Annotated in this window: 12 protein-coding genes; 5 read left to right on the top strand and 7 right to left on the bottom strand. The window is 50.7% G+C overall.

Annotated features, from left to right (window positions below):
* Nucleotides 1–1,293 carry a DUF5690 family protein gene (locus tag Q0577_RS18035; protein ID WP_298738680.1) on the top strand — a complete coding sequence of 431 codons (1,293 nt, stop codon included), beginning with the start codon at nucleotides 1–3 and terminating at the stop codon, nucleotides 1,291–1,293.
* Here Q0577_RS18035 and Q0577_RS18030 read toward each other — a convergent pair.
* Entirely contained in the window at nucleotides 1,235–2,077 is an 843-nt protein-coding gene (locus Q0577_RS18030; RefSeq protein ID WP_298738677.1) for an AraC family transcriptional regulator, read from the bottom strand. The genes Q0577_RS18035 and Q0577_RS18030 overlap by 59 nt on opposite strands.
* An 86-nt stretch (nucleotides 2,078–2,163) precedes the next feature.
* Here Q0577_RS18030 and Q0577_RS18025 point away from each other — a divergent pair, with 86 nt between their 5' ends.
* Nucleotides 2,164–3,105, top strand: a complete 942-nt coding sequence (locus Q0577_RS18025; RefSeq protein WP_298738676.1) for an NADP-dependent oxidoreductase — start codon at nucleotides 2,164–2,166, stop codon at nucleotides 3,103–3,105.
* A gap of 48 nt (nucleotides 3,106–3,153) precedes the next feature.
* Here the strand turns inward: Q0577_RS18025 and Q0577_RS18020 are convergent, their stop codons facing one another.
* On the bottom strand, nucleotides 3,154–6,504 hold the full coding sequence (locus Q0577_RS18020) for a carbohydrate-binding protein (protein ID WP_298738675.1): 3,351 nt from the start codon (nucleotides 6,502–6,504) through the stop codon (nucleotides 3,154–3,156).
* Between the two features lie 245 nt (nucleotides 6,505–6,749).
* On the opposite strand from Q0577_RS18020, the gene Q0577_RS18015 reads away from it, so the two are divergent.
* Together Q0577_RS18015 and Q0577_RS18010 are read left to right on the top strand one after the other, a co-directional pair.
* Entirely contained in the window at nucleotides 6,750–7,841 is a 1,092-nt protein-coding gene (locus tag Q0577_RS18015) for a phosphatidylinositol-specific phospholipase C1-like protein (RefSeq protein ID WP_298738673.1), read from the top strand.
* Between the two features lie 213 nt (nucleotides 7,842–8,054).
* On the top strand, nucleotides 8,055–8,786 hold the full coding sequence (locus tag Q0577_RS18010) for a DUF481 domain-containing protein (protein WP_298738671.1): 732 nt from the start codon (nucleotides 8,055–8,057) through the stop codon (nucleotides 8,784–8,786).
* Nucleotides 8,787–8,795: 9 nt separating this feature from the next.
* Here the strand turns inward: Q0577_RS18010 and Q0577_RS18005 are convergent, their stop codons facing one another.
* The 5 genes from Q0577_RS18005 to Q0577_RS17985 form a co-directional block, all read right to left on the bottom strand.
* On the bottom strand, nucleotides 8,796–9,704 hold the full coding sequence (locus tag Q0577_RS18005) for a hypothetical protein (RefSeq protein ID WP_298738670.1): 909 nt from the start codon (nucleotides 9,702–9,704) through the stop codon (nucleotides 8,796–8,798).
* A 15-nt stretch (nucleotides 9,705–9,719) separates the two neighbouring features.
* Nucleotides 9,720–13,829 carry an RHS repeat-associated core domain-containing protein gene (locus Q0577_RS18000; RefSeq protein ID WP_298738669.1) on the bottom strand — a complete coding sequence of 1,370 codons (4,110 nt, stop codon included), beginning with the start codon at nucleotides 13,827–13,829 and terminating at the stop codon, nucleotides 9,720–9,722.
* Nucleotides 13,830–14,054: 225 nt separating this feature from the next.
* Entirely contained in the window at nucleotides 14,055–15,554 is a 1,500-nt protein-coding gene (locus Q0577_RS17995) for a M81 family metallopeptidase (protein WP_298738667.1), read from the bottom strand.
* A 158-nt stretch (nucleotides 15,555–15,712) separates the two neighbouring features.
* Nucleotides 15,713–15,961, bottom strand: coding sequence for an RNA-binding protein (locus Q0577_RS17990; RefSeq protein WP_298738643.1), 249 nt, complete (start codon nucleotides 15,959–15,961; stop codon nucleotides 15,713–15,715).
* Nucleotides 15,962–15,973: 12 nt separating this feature from the next.
* Nucleotides 15,974–16,732, bottom strand: a complete 759-nt coding sequence (locus Q0577_RS17985; protein ID WP_298738641.1) for an acyl-CoA desaturase — start codon at nucleotides 16,730–16,732, stop codon at nucleotides 15,974–15,976.
* Between the two features lie 349 nt (nucleotides 16,733–17,081).
* On the opposite strand from Q0577_RS17985, the gene Q0577_RS17980 reads away from it, so the two are divergent.
* On the top strand, nucleotides 17,082–17,333 hold the full coding sequence (locus tag Q0577_RS17980) for an RNA-binding protein (protein WP_298738640.1): 252 nt from the start codon (nucleotides 17,082–17,084) through the stop codon (nucleotides 17,331–17,333).
* The last annotated feature ends 11 nt before the right edge of the window (nucleotides 17,334–17,344 follow it).

The raw sequence follows: 17,344 nt of genomic DNA, 5'->3' as shown, positions 1-17,344 counted from the left end.
ATGAAGGATATTAAATTCAGTACCCGCGAGATCTCCGTGGCCCTCTTTGCAGCCCTTACCAGTTTTGCCGCCTATACCAGCATTTTTGCATTCCGCAAGGCCTTTAATGTAGCGCCTTATGCCGGGCATACCCTGCTGGGACTGGATTACAAGGTAATGCTGGTGGTTACCCAGGTATCTGGTTATATGCTGAGCAAGTTCTATGGCATCCGCTTTATTTCGGAGATGAAACGCATAGGCCGCGGACAACTCATCCTGCTCCTGGTGGGTATTGCCTGGATAGCCTGGCTGCTGTTTGCCCTGCTGCCTGCACCTTATAATTGCTGGTGCCTGCTGCTGAACGGGTTTCCCCTGGGCATGCTGTGGGGTGTGGTGTTCTCTTATGTGGAAGGCAGAAGGACCACAGACATGATCAGCGCGGCACTGGCGGTGAGCTTCATCTTTGCTTCCGGGCTGGCAAAATCCACCGCCCAATGGGTCATGAACAGCTGGCAGGTATCTGAATACTGGATGCCTTTTGTAGTGGGCTGCATCTTTATGCCAGCGTTGCTGCTCTTTGTATATCTCCTTGAAAAGATCCCTTCTCCCGGCGAGGCTGATAAGGCACAGCGCATGGAGCGCCTGCCTATGTCCCGCCAGCAGCGCCGCGTCCTGGTAGCCGGCTTCCTGCCCGGTATCTGCTCATTGGTAGTGATCTATGTGCTGGTCACCATCCTGCGCGAAGTACGCGACAGCTTCATGGCAGACATGTGGCGTGAGTCGGGCGAGGTATTCAATGCCGGTGTATTTGCCAGTACAGAAACCGTCATCACCGTAGTTATATTGATACTGATCGCCGCCATGATGCTGTTACGGAATAATTTCCGCGCCTTTATGCTGGCGCAGGTGATCATGCTGCTGGGCTTTGTGATATCCCTTGTGATCACGCTGCTGTATATGCAGGGGCTGACGTCTTTATATAGCTGGATGTTACTGGTGGGCCTGGGCCTCTACATGGTATACATTCCTTTTAACAGCATTTTGTTTGACCGCTTCATTGCCGCTTTCCGCCTTGCCGGCAATGTAGGTTTTCTCATCTACCTGGCAGACTCCTTCGGTTACCTCGGTAGTGTAGGTGTACTGCTGATCAAAACTATATTGAAGGTAGAGGCAAACTGGCTGCAATTTTACCAGCAGCTGGTGCTGGTAACCGGCCTCACGGGCTTAACCGGCACCCTTATCTCTTTATGGTATTTCAGGCGGAAATATGCGCTTTCCGGAATGCCGTCGGGCTCATCCCCTTCTGCTTCCTGAAGAATTTATTGAGGTGGCTTTCGTCCGTAAACCCAAGTTCCCGCACAATCTCACCCATACGCATATCACTGTGCAGCAGCCGGTGCTCGATCATTTTCAGGCGGTAATTGTTGACATACTGCTGCATGGTTTCGTTGGTATGCCGTTTAAAATATCGCCCCAGGTAAGATGCTGATACGCCGAAACGGCGGCTGATTTCCTCCGTACGGATCTTATCAGGATCATAAATATGCTGCTGGATGTACTGCAGTATATCCATGGCTTTTTCTTCCGTATCCGCTGCCACCCGCTCCGGCAGGTATTTTGCAATGTTACGGGCCACCACTACGATCAGTGTATTCACCAGGTGCTGTACCAGCTCTTTATTGTACAGATCACGCTGCGCATACTCACGCGCAATGGCCTCAATAATAGGTCTTGCCAGGGTTTTATCTACCACGTTCTTCAGTATGCAGCCCGGCTGATGGTTGGCATGCTGCAGTATGAATTCAAGGCGCCGGATATTATCCGTATGAATACTTTTGGAGCGGATATAGATATTATTGAAACGCAGGAAGAAAAAAGAAGTGGTGCTTTCAATCTCAAAAGCGTGGCAGTCTTCCGGCGTGATCAGGAACATATGATCTGCATGATACCGGAACTTGCTCTTATTGATACACTGCATGCCGGTGCCCGATAATATATACACCAGCTCAAAAAAACTGTGCTTGTGCTCCTGCTGCGGGGATTCATCCAGTGTTGTAAACACAATGGAAAAAGGCTCGTGTAAATTTTCGTGCTGCATACCCAAATATACCAATAAACCGAAAAGTTATACCAGTAATATAGGCTATCCGGGGTATAACTTTGCTATACAAATTTACATATAATATGAAAGCGATCACCATCAGCCAGTTTGGCGAACCGGATGTGCTGCAGCTTACCACGCTGCCCACACCGGATATAAAAGACGATGAAGTATTGGTACAGGTAAAAGCCATCAGCATCAATCCTGTAGATATCAAAACCCGCATGGGCAAGGGGATGGCCGGGCGTTTGAAAGACTTCAAACCTCTGATCCTGGGTTGGGACATCTCCGGCATCGTAACGGCTGCAGGTCCCGCGGTCACAGCCTTTAAACCGGGCGATGAAGTATTTGGCATGGTGAATTTCCCGGGTCATGGTAAAGCCTATGCTGAATATGTGGCCGTACCGGCAGCACAGCTGGCCCTCAAGCCTGGCAATATCAGCCATGAGGAAGCGGCGGCCGCCACCCTGGCAGCATTGACCGCCTGGCAGGCATTGGTAAAGCATGCCAACATACAAGCGGGCAGCAAAGTACTGATACACGCGGCTGCCGGTGGCGTGGGCCACTTTGCCGTACAGATAGCAAAATGGCGGGGTGCACATGTAACAGGCACCTCCTCTGCCGCTAACAGCGATTTTGTACTGGGCCTCGGTGCAGATGCACATATTGATTACAAGGCACAGCCCTTTGAAGAGGTGGTGAAAGATATGGACATTGTGCTGGATGCCGTTGGCGGAGACATAATAGACCGTTCCCTGGAAGTGATCAAACCCGGCGGCACGCTGATCAGCATTCCCACCGGGCTCAATGAGGCGGTAACGGAAAAAGCGAAAGCCAGAGGTATTAACGGCTATTTTATACTGGTAGCCTCTGATGGCGAAGACATGGAGCAGCTGGCGGGATTACTGGCAGATGGCCGCCTGAAAGCGCACGTGTCTAAAGTGTTTGCTTTTGAAGAAATGGCCGCAGCGCATGAGCAGATCGCCTCCGGCAGAACAGTTGGGAAAGTAGTGTTAACGGTATAAAAAAGCGCCGTCTGCCAGCTGGCAGACGGCGCTTTTGTTTTTATCAGCTTACAATTTTACAAACTTCTTCCTGATCAGTTTCGCTCCATCATAGAACTCCACGATATACGTGCCCGCGGCTAAATTGCTTACATCCAGGTTGCCGGTAGAAGACCGCAGCTGGGTGGTTTGCGAAGTGCCGATGTTGGTGATCTTGTAAATACCGTTGTTCTTCGGGTTGCCCACTTTCAGGGTATTGATGGTGGGGTTGGGATATATCTTCACAATGCTCTCCGTTGGGTGAGCTGCGCTGATACCGCTGCTGAATTCCATCCAGTTCAGGTTCCAGTCAGGCGCGCTGGCATACACCCGCAACGTCTGTTCGCCGGCTTCCAGTGTAACCGTAGCAGTGAGCGTGATCCAGTCCTGCCATCCACCGGTGGGAGGTACATTCACGGAGGTCAGGATGGTACTGCCGGACAGCAGCTGTATCTGGCCGCCACCCGGGTTGCTGGCCACCCTGAAGGCCACTGTATAAGTACCTGCAGTGGTTACGCTTACGTGGTAATCCAGCCAGTCGCCGGTACCTACCCAGCCTATGTTCTCTCCACCGCCGGTATCGCCTGTACCTTCTGTGCCGATGCCGGACATCTCATCATAATCTTCTGCTTCTATACGGCCCGGAATTGTTTTCAGCGCAGGTATAGCATTTACCACAATGGGCACTGCAGCAGAGGTAGTGGCCAGCCCCTGGTTGTCAATTGCCCTGGCTGTCAGTGAATAGTTACCCACACCAACGCCAATCCAGGTGTACTCATAAGGACTGGCAGTTGCTTCTCCCAGCTTGGTAGTGCCCTGGAAGAATTCCACTTTGCTAATGGTGCCGTCCAGGTCTGACGCATCGGCCCTGATCACAATATCCGCGTTATCAAAGAAAGCAGTGTTGGCGGCAGGCGACGTAATGTTCACCTGCGGGGCGCTGCCACCGCTGCCTGCCAGTACAAAGTTCAGGTAGTTAAGATTAAAATCAGACGCGTCCATCACAATACGCAGCGTTTTCACGCCTGTTGTCAGCGCCGGTGTATTCACGGAAACGGTCTGCCAGCCCTGGAAGCCGTTGGTAACGGGAACGGCTATCGTACCCGAAATGTTCTGACCGTCCAGCTCTACATGGAAGGTCTTGTTGGTATAAGGCGTAGCTACCCTGGCCTGCAGGGTATAGATACCAGGCTGTGTTACATTCACGGTATATTCCAGCCATTCGCCGGCAGATACATAGCCAATGTTGTAGCCGCCTTCCGAGCAACCTTCTATATCCACTCCTTCTGTAGTACGGTACTGGTTGCCCTGGTTGTTGTCAGAAGCATCGTGATAGGCAATGCCCTCGCCGCCGGTATCAAAATCTTCTGCTTCCACTTTACCGGGCAGGTTGATGGGCAGGCCGGAGAAGGGATTCTGCAGCGAGCCGCTGATCTCATAATTAGCCTTGTAAGTGGTATTGACAGCCGGCACACGGAGGGATTGTTCTGCACCGCCGCCATGCTCCCAGGAGGTGAAGGCGTAGGCGTTATTGCCCAATACCTGCGGACTGATAGCCTGCAGTGTAAAGGCCGAATTCACCACCATGGTTTTGGTGAAGGGCACTGTCCCCTGTGAGCCCATTACCAGTCTTAGTCCGGCTACGCTTGCGTCTGCCGTGAGCTCCACCTTGTTGGGATGGATATCTACAGAGTCAACACCGGTACGGCCCTGCGAGTCGGTCACGAACAGCATGATGCGGAACCAGATATTGGGGGATGATTCACCGCCGTTATCTGCGATAAAGCTGCCAGACTTGATACCATTGGGTATTACCGGTCCGGGGTGCCAGTGCTCACTGGTAGGATTGTCTTTATGGAAGAAACGGATTTCCCAGCGGAAAGCGGATGCGGGCAGTGTGCCGTCTTCCAGGTCTGTAGCTTCGGCAGAGAAATCTACCCTGTCCAGTACATCCCAGGTAAGTGAAGCAGACGGCGTCAGTATATGCGGCACCGGCCTTGCGTTAAAGGGCAGGATGGTCAGCGTGGCGGCATTGCTGGTAACACTGCCGATTGGGTTGGTTACCACACAACGGTAGCTGCCCGCATCTGTGGCCGAGGTTTGTGCGATCTGGTATGTGGCAGCGGTAGCATTTGGAATATTTACGCCATTCTTCTGCCACTGGAAGCTGAGCGGCGTTGCGCCGGAAGCAGCTACCGTAAATGTTACCGGGTCTCCTGCTACCACACTGGCGCTTGCAGGCTGGTTCACAATGGCAGGCGCCTGGTTGTTATCATATTCTATACGCCAGAGGCTACCGTTGGTACCATACTGGAAGTAATAGATGTTACCGTCAATGCCTACACTGGTACCCAGGATACGGCCAAACTGTGTGGCGGAAAATTCCTGGAAACCTGCGCCGGGATTGGTGGCGTCTACGCTGCGGTACCAGTCTCCGCACCAGTCAGAAAAGTAAAAGCGGTTGCGGTACTGTGGCGGATAATTGGTAGCGGGAGGATTGAAGAAAACACCTGAAGTAATGGCGCAACCCCAGTTAGGATGCGGGTAATAATACGCAGCCTGGATGGTGTTGGTAGCCTGGTCAGGACCCGAGCGGCCGTTCTGGTCCCAGCCATAGTTGTAATTTTTGGCAGGGTCGGGATTGGTCACGTCATTGATCTCTTCATAGTTACCCCCTACATCTACCACGAATATTTTCTGTGATACGGGATCGAGGCTCATTCTCCAGGGATTGCGCATACCCATGGCCCACATGCTGCGTTTTTGCCGGGAGGCGCCGGGTTCATCGTAATAGGGATTGCCGGGCGCCGGCTGTCCATCTTCCGTTAAGCGCAGAATCTTACCGCGATAGGTATCCGGTTTGGTAGATTCGGCAGCGGAGTTGCTCTCCCCGATTGCAATATACAGCAGGTTACCCTTGAACAATAAGGCGCCGCCGTTATGGAAACCGTTGATGATCGGGTCAAATTCCATTACCCGGGTCACGGATGTTACCTGGTTGGCGGTGTTGATCACGATCACGTCCAGGTAGTGGCGGGTCATGTCAGGGTTAGTGTAAAAAATGTAGCACTTACCATTGCTGGCAAAATCAGGGTGCAGGGTAATGCCCAGCAGTCCCTGCTCGGAAGCAGTGGTGGTGGTAACGGTATGCACGGTGGTAACCGTACCGTTCAGAAATGCTTTCACCGCACCGGAACGTTCGGCCATAAAGATCCTGCCGTCCGGCGCATGGGCCATCGCGGTCGCTTCATTGATGACATTACCGGTCAGTTTGTGCAAAACAAACCCTGCCGGCAACTGCGCGTGCACTTTTGCTGTTCCCGCAAACAACAGTAAGCAGGCACACAAAAGCTTGTAAAAGCTGAGTAGGTTTTTCCTCATGTAATAATGGTTTTCTGGTTTAAATCTGTTGGCTGTTGTTAATATGTGGAAGTTTAAATAGTTGTATAGGAGTTGATAAAGGTTTAAGGGATGATCATGACGATCTTATCATGTGTAAAATTATAATATATGGATGACAGTTAGGAATTTTTTTTTGGGTAGGCGCCCTATTAATATAATAATATGATAATTGCCAAATAATGCGGCGAGTGCTTATATTGGACTTTTAAAAATCCTGCATGCTCATGAAAGTTGTGATAAGCCTTGCTTTAATTTTAGGGATCCCCCTGCTGCCCGGCAATGAATTATCTGACGACCTGCCTGTCAATAAAATACAGGTGATTGGTTCTCATAACAGTTATAAAAAGGCCATTGACCCGGCCCTGTTTAAGTTATTTGCCCGCCGCGACTCCGCGTCGGCCAGCAAGCTTGATTATGAGCACATTCCGCTCACAGACCAGCTGGATATGGGGCTGCTGAACCTGGAAATAGACGTATATGCGGATGAGAAAGGCGGAAAATATGCGCATCCCAAAGGCCTGGAATGGGCTAAAGGACAGGCGCCCTACGATGTCAACGGCGAGATGAAGGAGCCGGGGTTCAAAATACTCCATGTACCCGACCTGGATTTCCGCAGCGATGCGCTCACATTTAAACGTTGCCTGCAAAACCTGCGGCAGTGGTCTGAAAAACATCCCGGCCACTACCCTGTTTTCATTACACTGGAAGCCAAGGACGACACCTCTGAGAACAAAGCACTAACCTCACCCGAGCCCTTTACCGCAAAAGTATTTGACCAGCTGGATAAAGCGCTGACAGACTACCTGGGACGCGAGCACCTGCTTACGCCGGATATGGTGCAGGGCCGCTACGCTACCCTGGAAGAAGCGGTGCTGCACAACAACTGGCCTGCATTAAAGGCCGCCAAAGGCAAATTTGTCTTTATACTGGATGGCAACGAAGACAAGCAGGCGCGCTATGCAGCCGGACATCCTTCACTGAAAGGCCGCATACTGTTCACCAACGTAACTCCCGGCACACCGGAAGCGGCCATCATGATCAGGAACGATCCCCGTTCACCTGAAATAAAAAATCTCGTGCAAAAAGGATACATGGTCCGTACCCGTGCAGACGCAGATACCAGGGAAGCCCGGGAAAATGACCATTCCAGCTTTATTGCTGCCTGCAATTCAGGCGCGCAGATCATCACGACAGATTACTACAAGAAAAGCACCCACTTCCCATCTGATTACGAAGTGAGCTTTGAGGGAACAAATAAATACTGCAGGCTAAACCCGGTGCTTAACCAGCAAATGGCTGCCGGTGGCTCCAGGTAATTATTTCTTTTTTGAGGGCCGCTCTGTTAAAGCAAACCTGATGGGAAGCCGGAATACAACGGCAGACAACAGCAGCACCATTGCTGCCAGCAAAGAGGATTTCATATGATAGGGAACTTTAATAACGCAAAACTACAGGATAAAATTTGCATACGCCATCCCCTATTTATCGTATCTAAACGGTTCAGGCACATTGTTTGCGGCAGCAAGCTGATGATCAAAAATTTAGCTATACTGTTGCTGCTGGCCCTTCCCGGAGTGACCTTCGCCCAGTTCAGCGACTCTACTCACTACTACGTAAAATACGCTTCTACAGGTTCCATTAACCGCACCAATGATGGCAGGTCATGGCTGCTGAACAATATGGCCGGCTTTAAGATCAGCAAAAAAAAGATCAGCTTTAATGCCGCCGCCAGTTATGTGTATGGCAAACAGGACAGGCAGCTGACCAATGACGATGTGTCTGCAGCAGTTGATTTTAACTGGTACCGGGAAAGCCGGCGCTTTTATTACTGGGGATTGTCCAGCTACGATAAGAGTTTTTCACTGAAGATCAACAAACGTTTCCAGAGTGGCCTGGGCGCTGCATATGACATTATACAAAAACCCAATGCCACCCTTAACCTGAGCAATGGGATACTGTTCGAGAACAGTGATCTGTTCCTGAAAGACACGATACCCGACATTTATCATACTTTCCGTAACTCCTTTCGCGTGCTGTATAAATGGGTGATCAAAGATATTGTCATACTGGAAGGCGGGCAATATTACCAGCAGTCGCTTTCACATGCCAGTGACTTCATTTTTAAAAGCAGTAACAGTCTCTCGCTGAAATTACGTTCCTGGCTGCTGCTCACAGCTGCGCTTACCTACAATAAGGTGAACCGTACAGACAGGGAGAACCTGCTGATCAACTACGGCATTACGGTAGAGAAGTATTTCTAGTACTGGTACTCAGGAAAAATCAACATTCAGCTGCTGCAGGCCTGCCTGGGCAAAGCGGGTTTTCACAGCGCCGCCAAATGCTTTATTACAGCTGATGCTGTGCAGGCTTTCAAGGCTTTTGATCTCCAGCAGGCGCTCTACATTCTTCAGCTTTCTGCAATTCATGAACATGAGCTCCCGAAGACCTGGAAATTGTGTAAAGAGCGCACAGTCCAGCTCTTCCTCATAGCCGTTGATATGGATGATCTCCAGTTGTGGCAGTTGCGTGATATGCTGCAGGGGAAAGCCTTTATCAAAACCTTCCAGTTTGATCATTCTCAGGGGCAGCTGCGTCAGTGCTTTAAAGATGTCGTGCGTTCTGAGGTGTTGTGCGTATAAAGTTTCCAGTTTACTGAAAGCTTTTATTCTTTCGATGGTCTCTCCCTCTTCATCTATAAAGCATTCCAGCCAGCTGAGATTGGGCAGCTGCCTGCTGGTGAAACCGGCCAGTTCATAGATACCGTCAAAATCAAAGAAGGAAAAGTACACTACGTTGTTAAGCACCTGTTTGTCATTCCAGGAAAATTTTTCATAATCTTCCTGGTTCGCCTTATTCTGAAATGAGAGGATGCTCAGACTGATCACTGATTCCGGCACCTGGTCTTCTGCCAGGGGCAGAAAGTCCAGTGGTATCTTCAGCGCCTTCAGCTGTGGTGCAGACTTTACAAATGCAGGAAACCCGGGGTATTGCTGCAGCTGTTCCACGTTTGGTGCAAACCATATGGTAGAAACATTCTTCAGCGTTGTACTGTCAGGCCAGTCATTGTATTCCCTGTAAGTCAGCTGCGGCCGGTGCAGTTTCTTATCACCATAAAATAACCTGTCACCTGCCGGCAGCATATAGCTCACCCTTTGTTGTTCAAAAAAATTCATCATCATATTTCGTATTTTGGATCAGGCACATGTTGCCCTGGCGCTTGCAGAGGCTCCATGTTGCGTTATCTCTCCCTGGTTCCTTGCTTTTTTCTTCAGGCTTTCCGGTGGCGCTTTGGGCGAATTCAGCATGGTATACCCCGCATTCATCTGTGTTTCATACTCTATCTGCTCATAGTGGCGAAGTATATGATCCTGTGTTCTCAGGTCGGAGGCGGTACCCAGGTCAACCTCCACATATTCCACCCGCACATCAGACTGGCCCAGCAGGCTTTGCGCCTTTGTATGGCCGGATTGCGATACCCTGTCGTTCATGTTCACACTGTTGCCCACATACGACTGGTTCAGGTTATCGCTGGTAATAATGTACACCCCTGGTTTTGACGGCAGGCTGGCCGGCGCTGCTATCAGGCCGAAGATATCGACCAGGTAGTTGGGGTCGATCACATACCCGTACACCCGCAGGCCTCCGAAATATTTTATCGGGTCCTGGCTGATATAAACACCTTCGTCAGGACTGTAATAACGGAAACGGTTATAGTATAATCCTGTTTCGGCGTCCTCATACTGCCCCGGATACCTGAACGGCACAAGGTCCCTGTCACCCTCTAACTTACGTAGCTTCCCATAAATATCCAACTCACAGGCCCATACTTTTTCGCCTGTTTCATTATACGCTTCACAGGGAGTGCCAAGGTGGTCAGTGATGATGGAGTACTGTTTACCATTGATGATCTTTGCGGCCGGTGCTGCGGTACCCTCTTCAAACACCCAGGTAACCAGCGTTTCAGCAGGCACCGGTTCGGGGTGATCCTGCTGTATGTCGCCCAGCTCGTCTATCGTTACCTGCGGCCGTTCCGCTGCGGGGTAGGTCCACTCGTGCAGGAGCACATTGCCATCCCACACAAAGCGTGTCAGCTGCCCGTTAAACTGCTTTTCTATACGCCGGCCCAACGGATCATAGCGGAACTCCACCTTTTTACCGTCTGGCCGGATCACGCTTTTAAGCAGGCCATTAGCGTACCATTCATACTCCCAGGCCGTCCCAACTGTGGGAGCCGCCGTTATAACCTTCTTAATGAGCGCTCCTTCCTCATCATAGACGAAACGGGCGTCCGGTGTTTCCAGCAGCTTGCCGCCGGCTGCATATTTACGGTCATTGGCTCCCTGTGCTCTGTGCAGGTTGCCTGCTTTATCCGGCAGGCGGTAATCGTATTGTCCGTCTTCATACTGCGCCCAGGCCAGGTTACCAAAATCATCATGGCCAAACTTCACCATACCCCCGGTTATGCCATCGCTGATCTGTTTCAGCCGCTGGTTCACATCCCACCGGTAATGGCGGCGACGCAGCGTGCGTTCGCCGCTGCTCACGATATGGCTTTCGGGCTGGTCTGCATTATCATAGGTCCAGCGGCTGGTAACACCACCGGGCAGGCTGCGTTCTATTTCAAGGCCCAGTAAATTGCGTTCGATTTGGGTGACCCAGGGATCGTTCATTCCCTCCGCCATGGCTTTTATACCCGTCACGTCGCCTGCAGCATTCCGTTGTAGCTGTATGGCCGCACCCAGGCTACTTTTAATGTGACTGCGCCGTCCGTCCGGCCCGTAATGGCTGGTAACGGTATAGCCGTCCTGCCATTCTTCCACCACGCGGCCCAGGATATCGCGCTGCAGTTTAAGGGTACTGTGCTCATTGCTGGCCTCCACCAGTTCTCCGTTGCGGTTATAGCTGTAAGTTTCCCAGCTGCCGTTCTCATGTTCGGCGCGGGTCAGGCGGCCACTGTAATCATATTCGTATTCCGTCCAGCGTTTACCGGGCCGCTCTACGCGGATCACCCTGCCGGTGGCATCGCGCTGGTAATGGCGGGTAAGGCCGTCAAAGCCGGTTTCCCGGATAATGTCGCCCCGGTCGTTACGGGCAAAACGGTAAGTGTCTCCCTGTTCGTTCACCAGCCCGGTAAGCTGTTCATCCTTGTTGTAGATGAAATGCACTTTTGCACCGTTTTCTTCCCGCATTCTCAGGCTGCCCAGGGGCGTATAGTCAAAATGTACCTGGTGATGTTTGTCCTTCACCTCCACGATATCCTCATAGGCGTTGTATTGCAGGCGGATATGATTGCCATTGGGCAGGAACACTTCCGTGGTACGGCCCAGGGCATCGTAGCGGAAATGCTGTTCGTGCTGCAGGGGGTTCACAGATCGGATGCAACGTCCCCAGGCGTCATATTTCCAGCCGGCGCGTCCGCCATCGGGCAGTGTAAGGGAGGAAAGGTTGTGATCCTCATCATATGTCAACAGGGTAACATGCTCCTGCTCATCTTCCACCTTACTAAGCAGGTTGTGCTCATTATAGCGTAAGATGGTAACATGGCCGTTGGCTGCAGTAATAGTATGCAGCAAACCTTTATGTTCCTCCTTTTTATAGTAAATGTAGGTACGGCTGCCGCCTTCGGCGTCGCTGGTCAGTACCAGCCGGTCTTCCGCATCGTAGCTGAATGTAAACACACTGCCGTCTGCCTGTTCAATACGGGTACGGTTGCCACGTTCGTCATAGGCATAACCGCTGGCATTGGCGTTCTCGTCCACCTCCCGGTATACTTCAAAATGCTCCGTATATTCATAGAAGCGGGAGTTGCCAAGCGGGTCCTTTATCTGTGTAACCAGGAAATCAGGCGTGTAGTAAAAAGTGGTCGTTTGCCCCTGGGCGTTAGTGACCTCGTTGTAGCCCTCTTTCTCGTGGTAGTCTATCCATCCTTCCAGTATTCCGCCGTCGCCCCAGGTATGAACGCAGCGGCCCTTTTTATCATACTCCCAGTAAAAGGTCTGGCCATTGCGGTCTGTCTTTTCCACCATCAGGTGATTGCGGTACCGGATGTGCGTAGTTTGCTGTAGGGCATCGGTGATGCCGCAAAGATTCCCTGCTTCGTTATAGGTGTACTGAACAAACAGCTGCTCCTGTCCGCGATGGCGCCCGCTTACACGGGTAATACGGCCCTGCGCATCATTCACCACCTGCAGGTGTCTTCCTGCACTGTCAATCACCTGCACCAGGTGCCCTTTACCATTATAGTGAAAGCTGATCATGAAACCGGCATCATTGCGGATGGCATACAGGCGGTATTCCTGGTCTGTTGGATGTAGTTTATGGAAATGATAAGACAACCTTTCCCGGTGGTCAAACAGCTGGTATTCATCCAGGTCTGTCCGGGTAAGCGTGAGGTGTTCATGCCGGTTATAATCGCTGTTGCCAACATAGGGCAAATGTTCAAACAGGGCACTGCGTCCATCACCGAGCAATACGGCGCTGGTATCTTCCTCCACAAATTCCATTACCCGCATGTCGTAGCCCAGGTGGGTGCCATGGCCCAGTACTCCACGGTGCGGGCTGTCGCTGTTCCAGGAGCGTTGCCATTTCAGCAGGATGGGTCCGGGCAGTTCAAAGTCAACGCCATCATAGATCACAATGCCCTGTACCAGGTCTACCGGTTCAAAGCCTTTCTTACACAGCGACTTGCTTAATTTGTTACTGCCAACCTTTCCCTGCAGCGCGTGATTGAATTTGGTCAGTCCTTTTCTGCCCGCCTTGCCTAAACCTTTCATCATGGCCCCGAAACCGAAAGACATCACCAGGTTCAGCAGGGCGCCCGACCAGTCTGGTACATAGGGCCCACCCACACTTACCGGTTTGCCAAAAGACAGCGGTATGGAAAAAGAAGTGGGCAGGTACATGCTGGGAATAGGCTTGAATTTCCTGCCCGGCTGCAGAGAGAGGGGAATGCCGATATCATTGCAGGTCATCAGCATATGACCGGATGGGCTCATCAGGTTGCCTTCCACTTTCACGGTTTTACTGCCAAAGAAGTTCACAGAGTCGTGCCCTATCATCGGCGCCAGCAGAAATGGGCCACCCATGGGTATATGGAACAGGATGATGAAGATACCCGATGTATCGCTTTTGCCGCGGGGTACATGGTTCACTTTCGTGGTAGCGCCTATGAAAGGGATATAGTCCATAGGGTCAAGTACAAACCCGATATACGGGTGAGGCAGCGGAATGGGAAAACCTAACAATATTACAATATGTATATCCAGTCCGATTACCGGGGTAAAATGCTTGTTACTAACCAGCATACATGGCATTTTTGATGAATACAACGGATTCAGTGCAGGTACGGAGGATATTTCAGGACATGGTATTTGGAGGCGGGTTCCAAACGTTCACACAATATAATAATTTCGTTTGAAGTTTGAGGTTTGAGGTTTGAGGATTGTTAAAATGTTAAAGGTTCAGGAACTGTATGCCAATCCGGCACATTGTCCTGAGCCTTCAACGTCGAACGAACTTCAAACCTCAAACTATTTGCCGGCCGCAGGCACCAGCCTTGCCGACAAATCCGGGTCTTTCATGTCTTTATCAAGGGGGAACATGGGTCGTTGGATATGCTTATATGGCAGGCGTTCCAGGTTCTGGTCTACCCCGCCCGGTGTAAGCGCCAGCAGCCAGTCTGCCCGCATGTTGTACAGCTCCGGTTCCAGGTAGCCGATCTTCACCACCACAATATCAGATTTGCGCGGGTTCAGCCCCAGGCGTGTAAAATCAGCTTCTTTATGATAGGGTTTGCGTTTCTGCGTAACGATCACGTGCACGCTGCCTACGCGCACCACTACTTCTACCACCGCATCACGGTCGCCATGCACAATAGCTTCCACGGTGCCTTTCAGGCGTACCGGCGGTGCATACCGGGCGTCCACTTTTGCGCCCGCCAGGCCATCCACCTCTTTGCCAACGCCTGCGGCAATGGCTTTCTCAACAAGATCAGGACCTGGTATGGATGCATAGATCAGCGATGGGCCATCGGCAGATCTGAATTCAGGACGGGCCAGGATCTGTGTTAAGGTCCAGGTCACGTCTCCTGCACCACCGGCTGTAGGATTGTCGCCGGAATCGCTGATGAAAAAGGGGTGCTTGGTGCTGGCCAGCGCTTTGTCCAGGCATTCTTTCAGGTCGCCGGTGGGCGCTACAAAAGAATAGCCCTTCCTGGCCTCCCAGAAACTGCGGGCCAGCTGTTCCGCGGTGCGGGTTACCACCGCTTTATCGTCTCCGGTTACCATTACCACGGCATGGTTGCGCGGCTCATCTGCCCAGGCATAGCCCACCCAGATGGCAGCGTCTATCACCCCTGGCTGCTGAGAGGCCGGGGCCACTGCTTGATAGACTGTTTTGGCCGGTTCTATGCGGGTGCTGGTCTTTTCACCGGGCAACAGTACGGGGATGGGTATCCAGGCTTTGTAAGCCGGTTTGCCTTTACCACTTTTAATACGGTCTACAAGGTTTTGTACGGCACGGCGTTTGGTTTCCATGGCATCTTCATGCGGCGCCATGCGGTAGCAGGTGATCAGGTCTGTGTGCCGGGCCAGCCGCCAGGATACATTGCCATGCAGATCCATAGAAGTAGAGATCAGCGTTTTATTGCCAATCACCTGCCGGATCCTGGTGATCAGGTCTCCTTCCGGATCTTCCAGTCCAACCACGCTCATCGCCCCGTGGATATCAAAGAAAAGCCCGTCAAAGGGGCCGTTCTTCTTCAGGGAGTCCAGTATCTTTCCAACCAGCGATTCATACGCTTCGCGGGTCACAGCCCCACCCGGCAGCGATTTGCCTACCAGCGCAGGTACCCATACCGCCTGCATGCGCAGCGGCGAGTCTGTAGCAAAAAAAGGATAGGAAGTATATACCTGCTCACCATATTTTGCATGGAAAGCTTCTTCCTGTGTCAATGCGGGAGAAAATGTGCTGGATTCTATGCCTAAACCGGCGATGGCTATACGCGGCAGTTGTTGCTGCGCTACAGCCATAACGGCGTTTAGCATTAAACAAGCCACACTCAGTAAAAAAGATAAACGCTTCATAATACAAAGATGTTGGGTTCCTGCTGTCAGAGCGTTGCAATATAGCAGTAATACCAGTGAATTGCAATGTATTATTGATGAGCGCGGCGAGGGGTGTCGTTTTTTTAGTACGTACGTTGCCGGGCTTCTGCAACAGAGATATTCCTGCCTTCTACATTTCTGCCATCCAGTTCCCTGATGGCTTTATCAGCCTCTGACTGCAGTGGCATTACTACAAATCCAAAACCGCGTGAAACGCCGGTGTAACGGTCAGTTATTACTTTAACAGAGGCTACCTGTCCACAGGTGGAAAATAACTTCTTCAGATCTTCGTCAGTTACCTGTGACATCAGGTTGGAAACATACAAATTCATATATTATTGTTTTTAGGATAAAACCTCTTTTTTGTAAACATGCATAGGGGCCGGTATCCTGATGATGCGCAGCCATTTCAGTAAAAGTATGGCCGGGTACACCGGGTCAAACTCAAACCATCTTACACCAAAATTGATGGAAGACGGATGCTTGTGATGATTGTTATGATAGGCTTCGCCCAGCATCAGTACATCAGGACAGATCAGGTTCTCAGAGGTATTCTTCAGTTTAAAATTGATATACCCGTATTTATGCGCAAACCAGTTGATAATGGCGCCATGTACCGCGCCCATCGTAATGGTCAGCGGCAATAGCAGCAACAGCCAGGGCGATGAAGCAAAAGCAATATAAAAGCCGGTGTAAATACCTACCCACAGCAAACGGCTCCACCTGGAGCCTGCCCATTTGTCAAAAGCACTCCAGTCCGGCAATCCTTTTAGAAAGCGCGGCTCCACATCCGCCTTCCCATCTGCGATCTGCAGGTAGATACGACGCGTGCGCCACATCATGGCAAATACATTGGGTGAAAAGCTGGGTGAATGCGGGTCTTTTTCCGTATCTGTATAGGCATGATGCATACGATGCATAATACCGTATACTTTAGGACTCATATAAGAAGAACCCTGTGTAATATACGCGAAGAGGTAAAACACTTTTTCCCAGAAGGGGCTCATTGTAAAAGCCTTGTGAGACGCATACCTGTGCTGAAAAAAGGTTTGCGAGAATAAGGCCAGATACCAATGTAGTATGAAGAAAATTAAAATGATCATAATAAACAACTATTGAATTTACCAGTGATAATATGTAGTGTGATTCAAAAACGCAGGAAATTCAATAATAAAACTGCATGTAAGTTGAGGAATGCGTAAGCGCAGTATTTTAGGAAAGAATTCAGTGTATTTCCACTACGGTTTAAAGATACTGACAATAATGTTAAATAAATCACAATCGCGCAATTAATTAAAACATTTGCCATTCAAACATATAAAAGCTACCTTTAAGCGCAACACATTCACATGGTTACCTGCCTTTGCTTTTTCTGATCCCGGAGCACACTACGCTTTCATTTTCAGTCTTTGCGCTTCAGCTGCCATATTCATCACCTGTAAAATCCAAGTCATGAACATTTATGTAGGAAATCTCCCAGCCACAGCAACAGAAACTGATGTAAGAAACCTTTTTAAAGAATTTGGACGGATCGATTCTGTGAACATCCTGACAGATATGGACACCGGGCGGTCAAAAGGCTTCGGATTTGTTGAAATGTCTGACGATGGCGATGGACGGCGCGCTATCAAAAAACTCAATGAGCTGAACTTCATGGACCAGTCCATCAAGGTGAGCGAAGCGATCCCGCCAGGAAAAAAATAAAATAATAAGAA

This window comes from uncultured Chitinophaga sp. (assembly GCF_937898475.1).
Classification (GTDB): Bacteria; Bacteroidota; Bacteroidia; order Chitinophagales; family Chitinophagaceae; genus Chitinophaga.
This window is presented reverse-complemented; position numbering and strand designations above follow the sequence as displayed.

Excerpts from the sequence above, each read along its gene's own strand:
- Q0577_RS18000 (WP_298738669.1), bottom strand. The coding sequence starts at position 13,829 with ATGCTGGTTAGTAACAAGCATTTTACCCCGGTAATCGGACTGGATATA.
- Q0577_RS18025 (WP_298738676.1), top strand. The coding sequence starts at position 2,164 with ATGAAAGCGATCACCATCAGCCAGTTTGGCGAACCGGATGTGCTGCAG.
- Q0577_RS18010 (WP_298738671.1), top strand. The coding sequence starts at position 8,055 with ATGATCAAAAATTTAGCTATACTGTTGCTGCTGGCCCTTCCCGGAGTG.
- Q0577_RS17980 (WP_298738640.1), top strand. The coding sequence starts at position 17,082 with ATGAACATTTATGTAGGAAATCTCCCAGCCACAGCAACAGAAACTGAT.
- Q0577_RS18015 (WP_298738673.1), top strand. The coding sequence starts at position 6,750 with ATGAAAGTTGTGATAAGCCTTGCTTTAATTTTAGGGATCCCCCTGCTG.
- Q0577_RS18030 (WP_298738677.1), bottom strand. The coding sequence starts at position 2,077 with ATGCAGCACGAAAATTTACACGAGCCTTTTTCCATTGTGTTTACAACA.
- Q0577_RS17990 (WP_298738643.1), bottom strand. The coding sequence starts at position 15,961 with ATGAATTTGTATGTTTCCAACCTGATGTCACAGGTAACTGACGAAGAT.
- Q0577_RS18020 (WP_298738675.1), bottom strand. The coding sequence starts at position 6,504 with ATGAGGAAAAACCTACTCAGCTTTTACAAGCTTTTGTGTGCCTGCTTA.
- Q0577_RS18035 (WP_298738680.1), top strand. The coding sequence starts at position 1 with ATGAAGGATATTAAATTCAGTACCCGCGAGATCTCCGTGGCCCTCTTT.
- Q0577_RS17995 (WP_298738667.1), bottom strand. The coding sequence starts at position 15,554 with ATGGCTGTAGCGCAGCAACAACTGCCGCGTATAGCCATCGCCGGTTTA.
- Q0577_RS17985 (WP_298738641.1), bottom strand. The coding sequence starts at position 16,732 with ATGATCATTTTAATTTTCTTCATACTACATTGGTATCTGGCCTTATTC.
- Q0577_RS18005 (WP_298738670.1), bottom strand. The coding sequence starts at position 9,704 with ATGATGATGAATTTTTTTGAACAACAAAGGGTGAGCTATATGCTGCCG.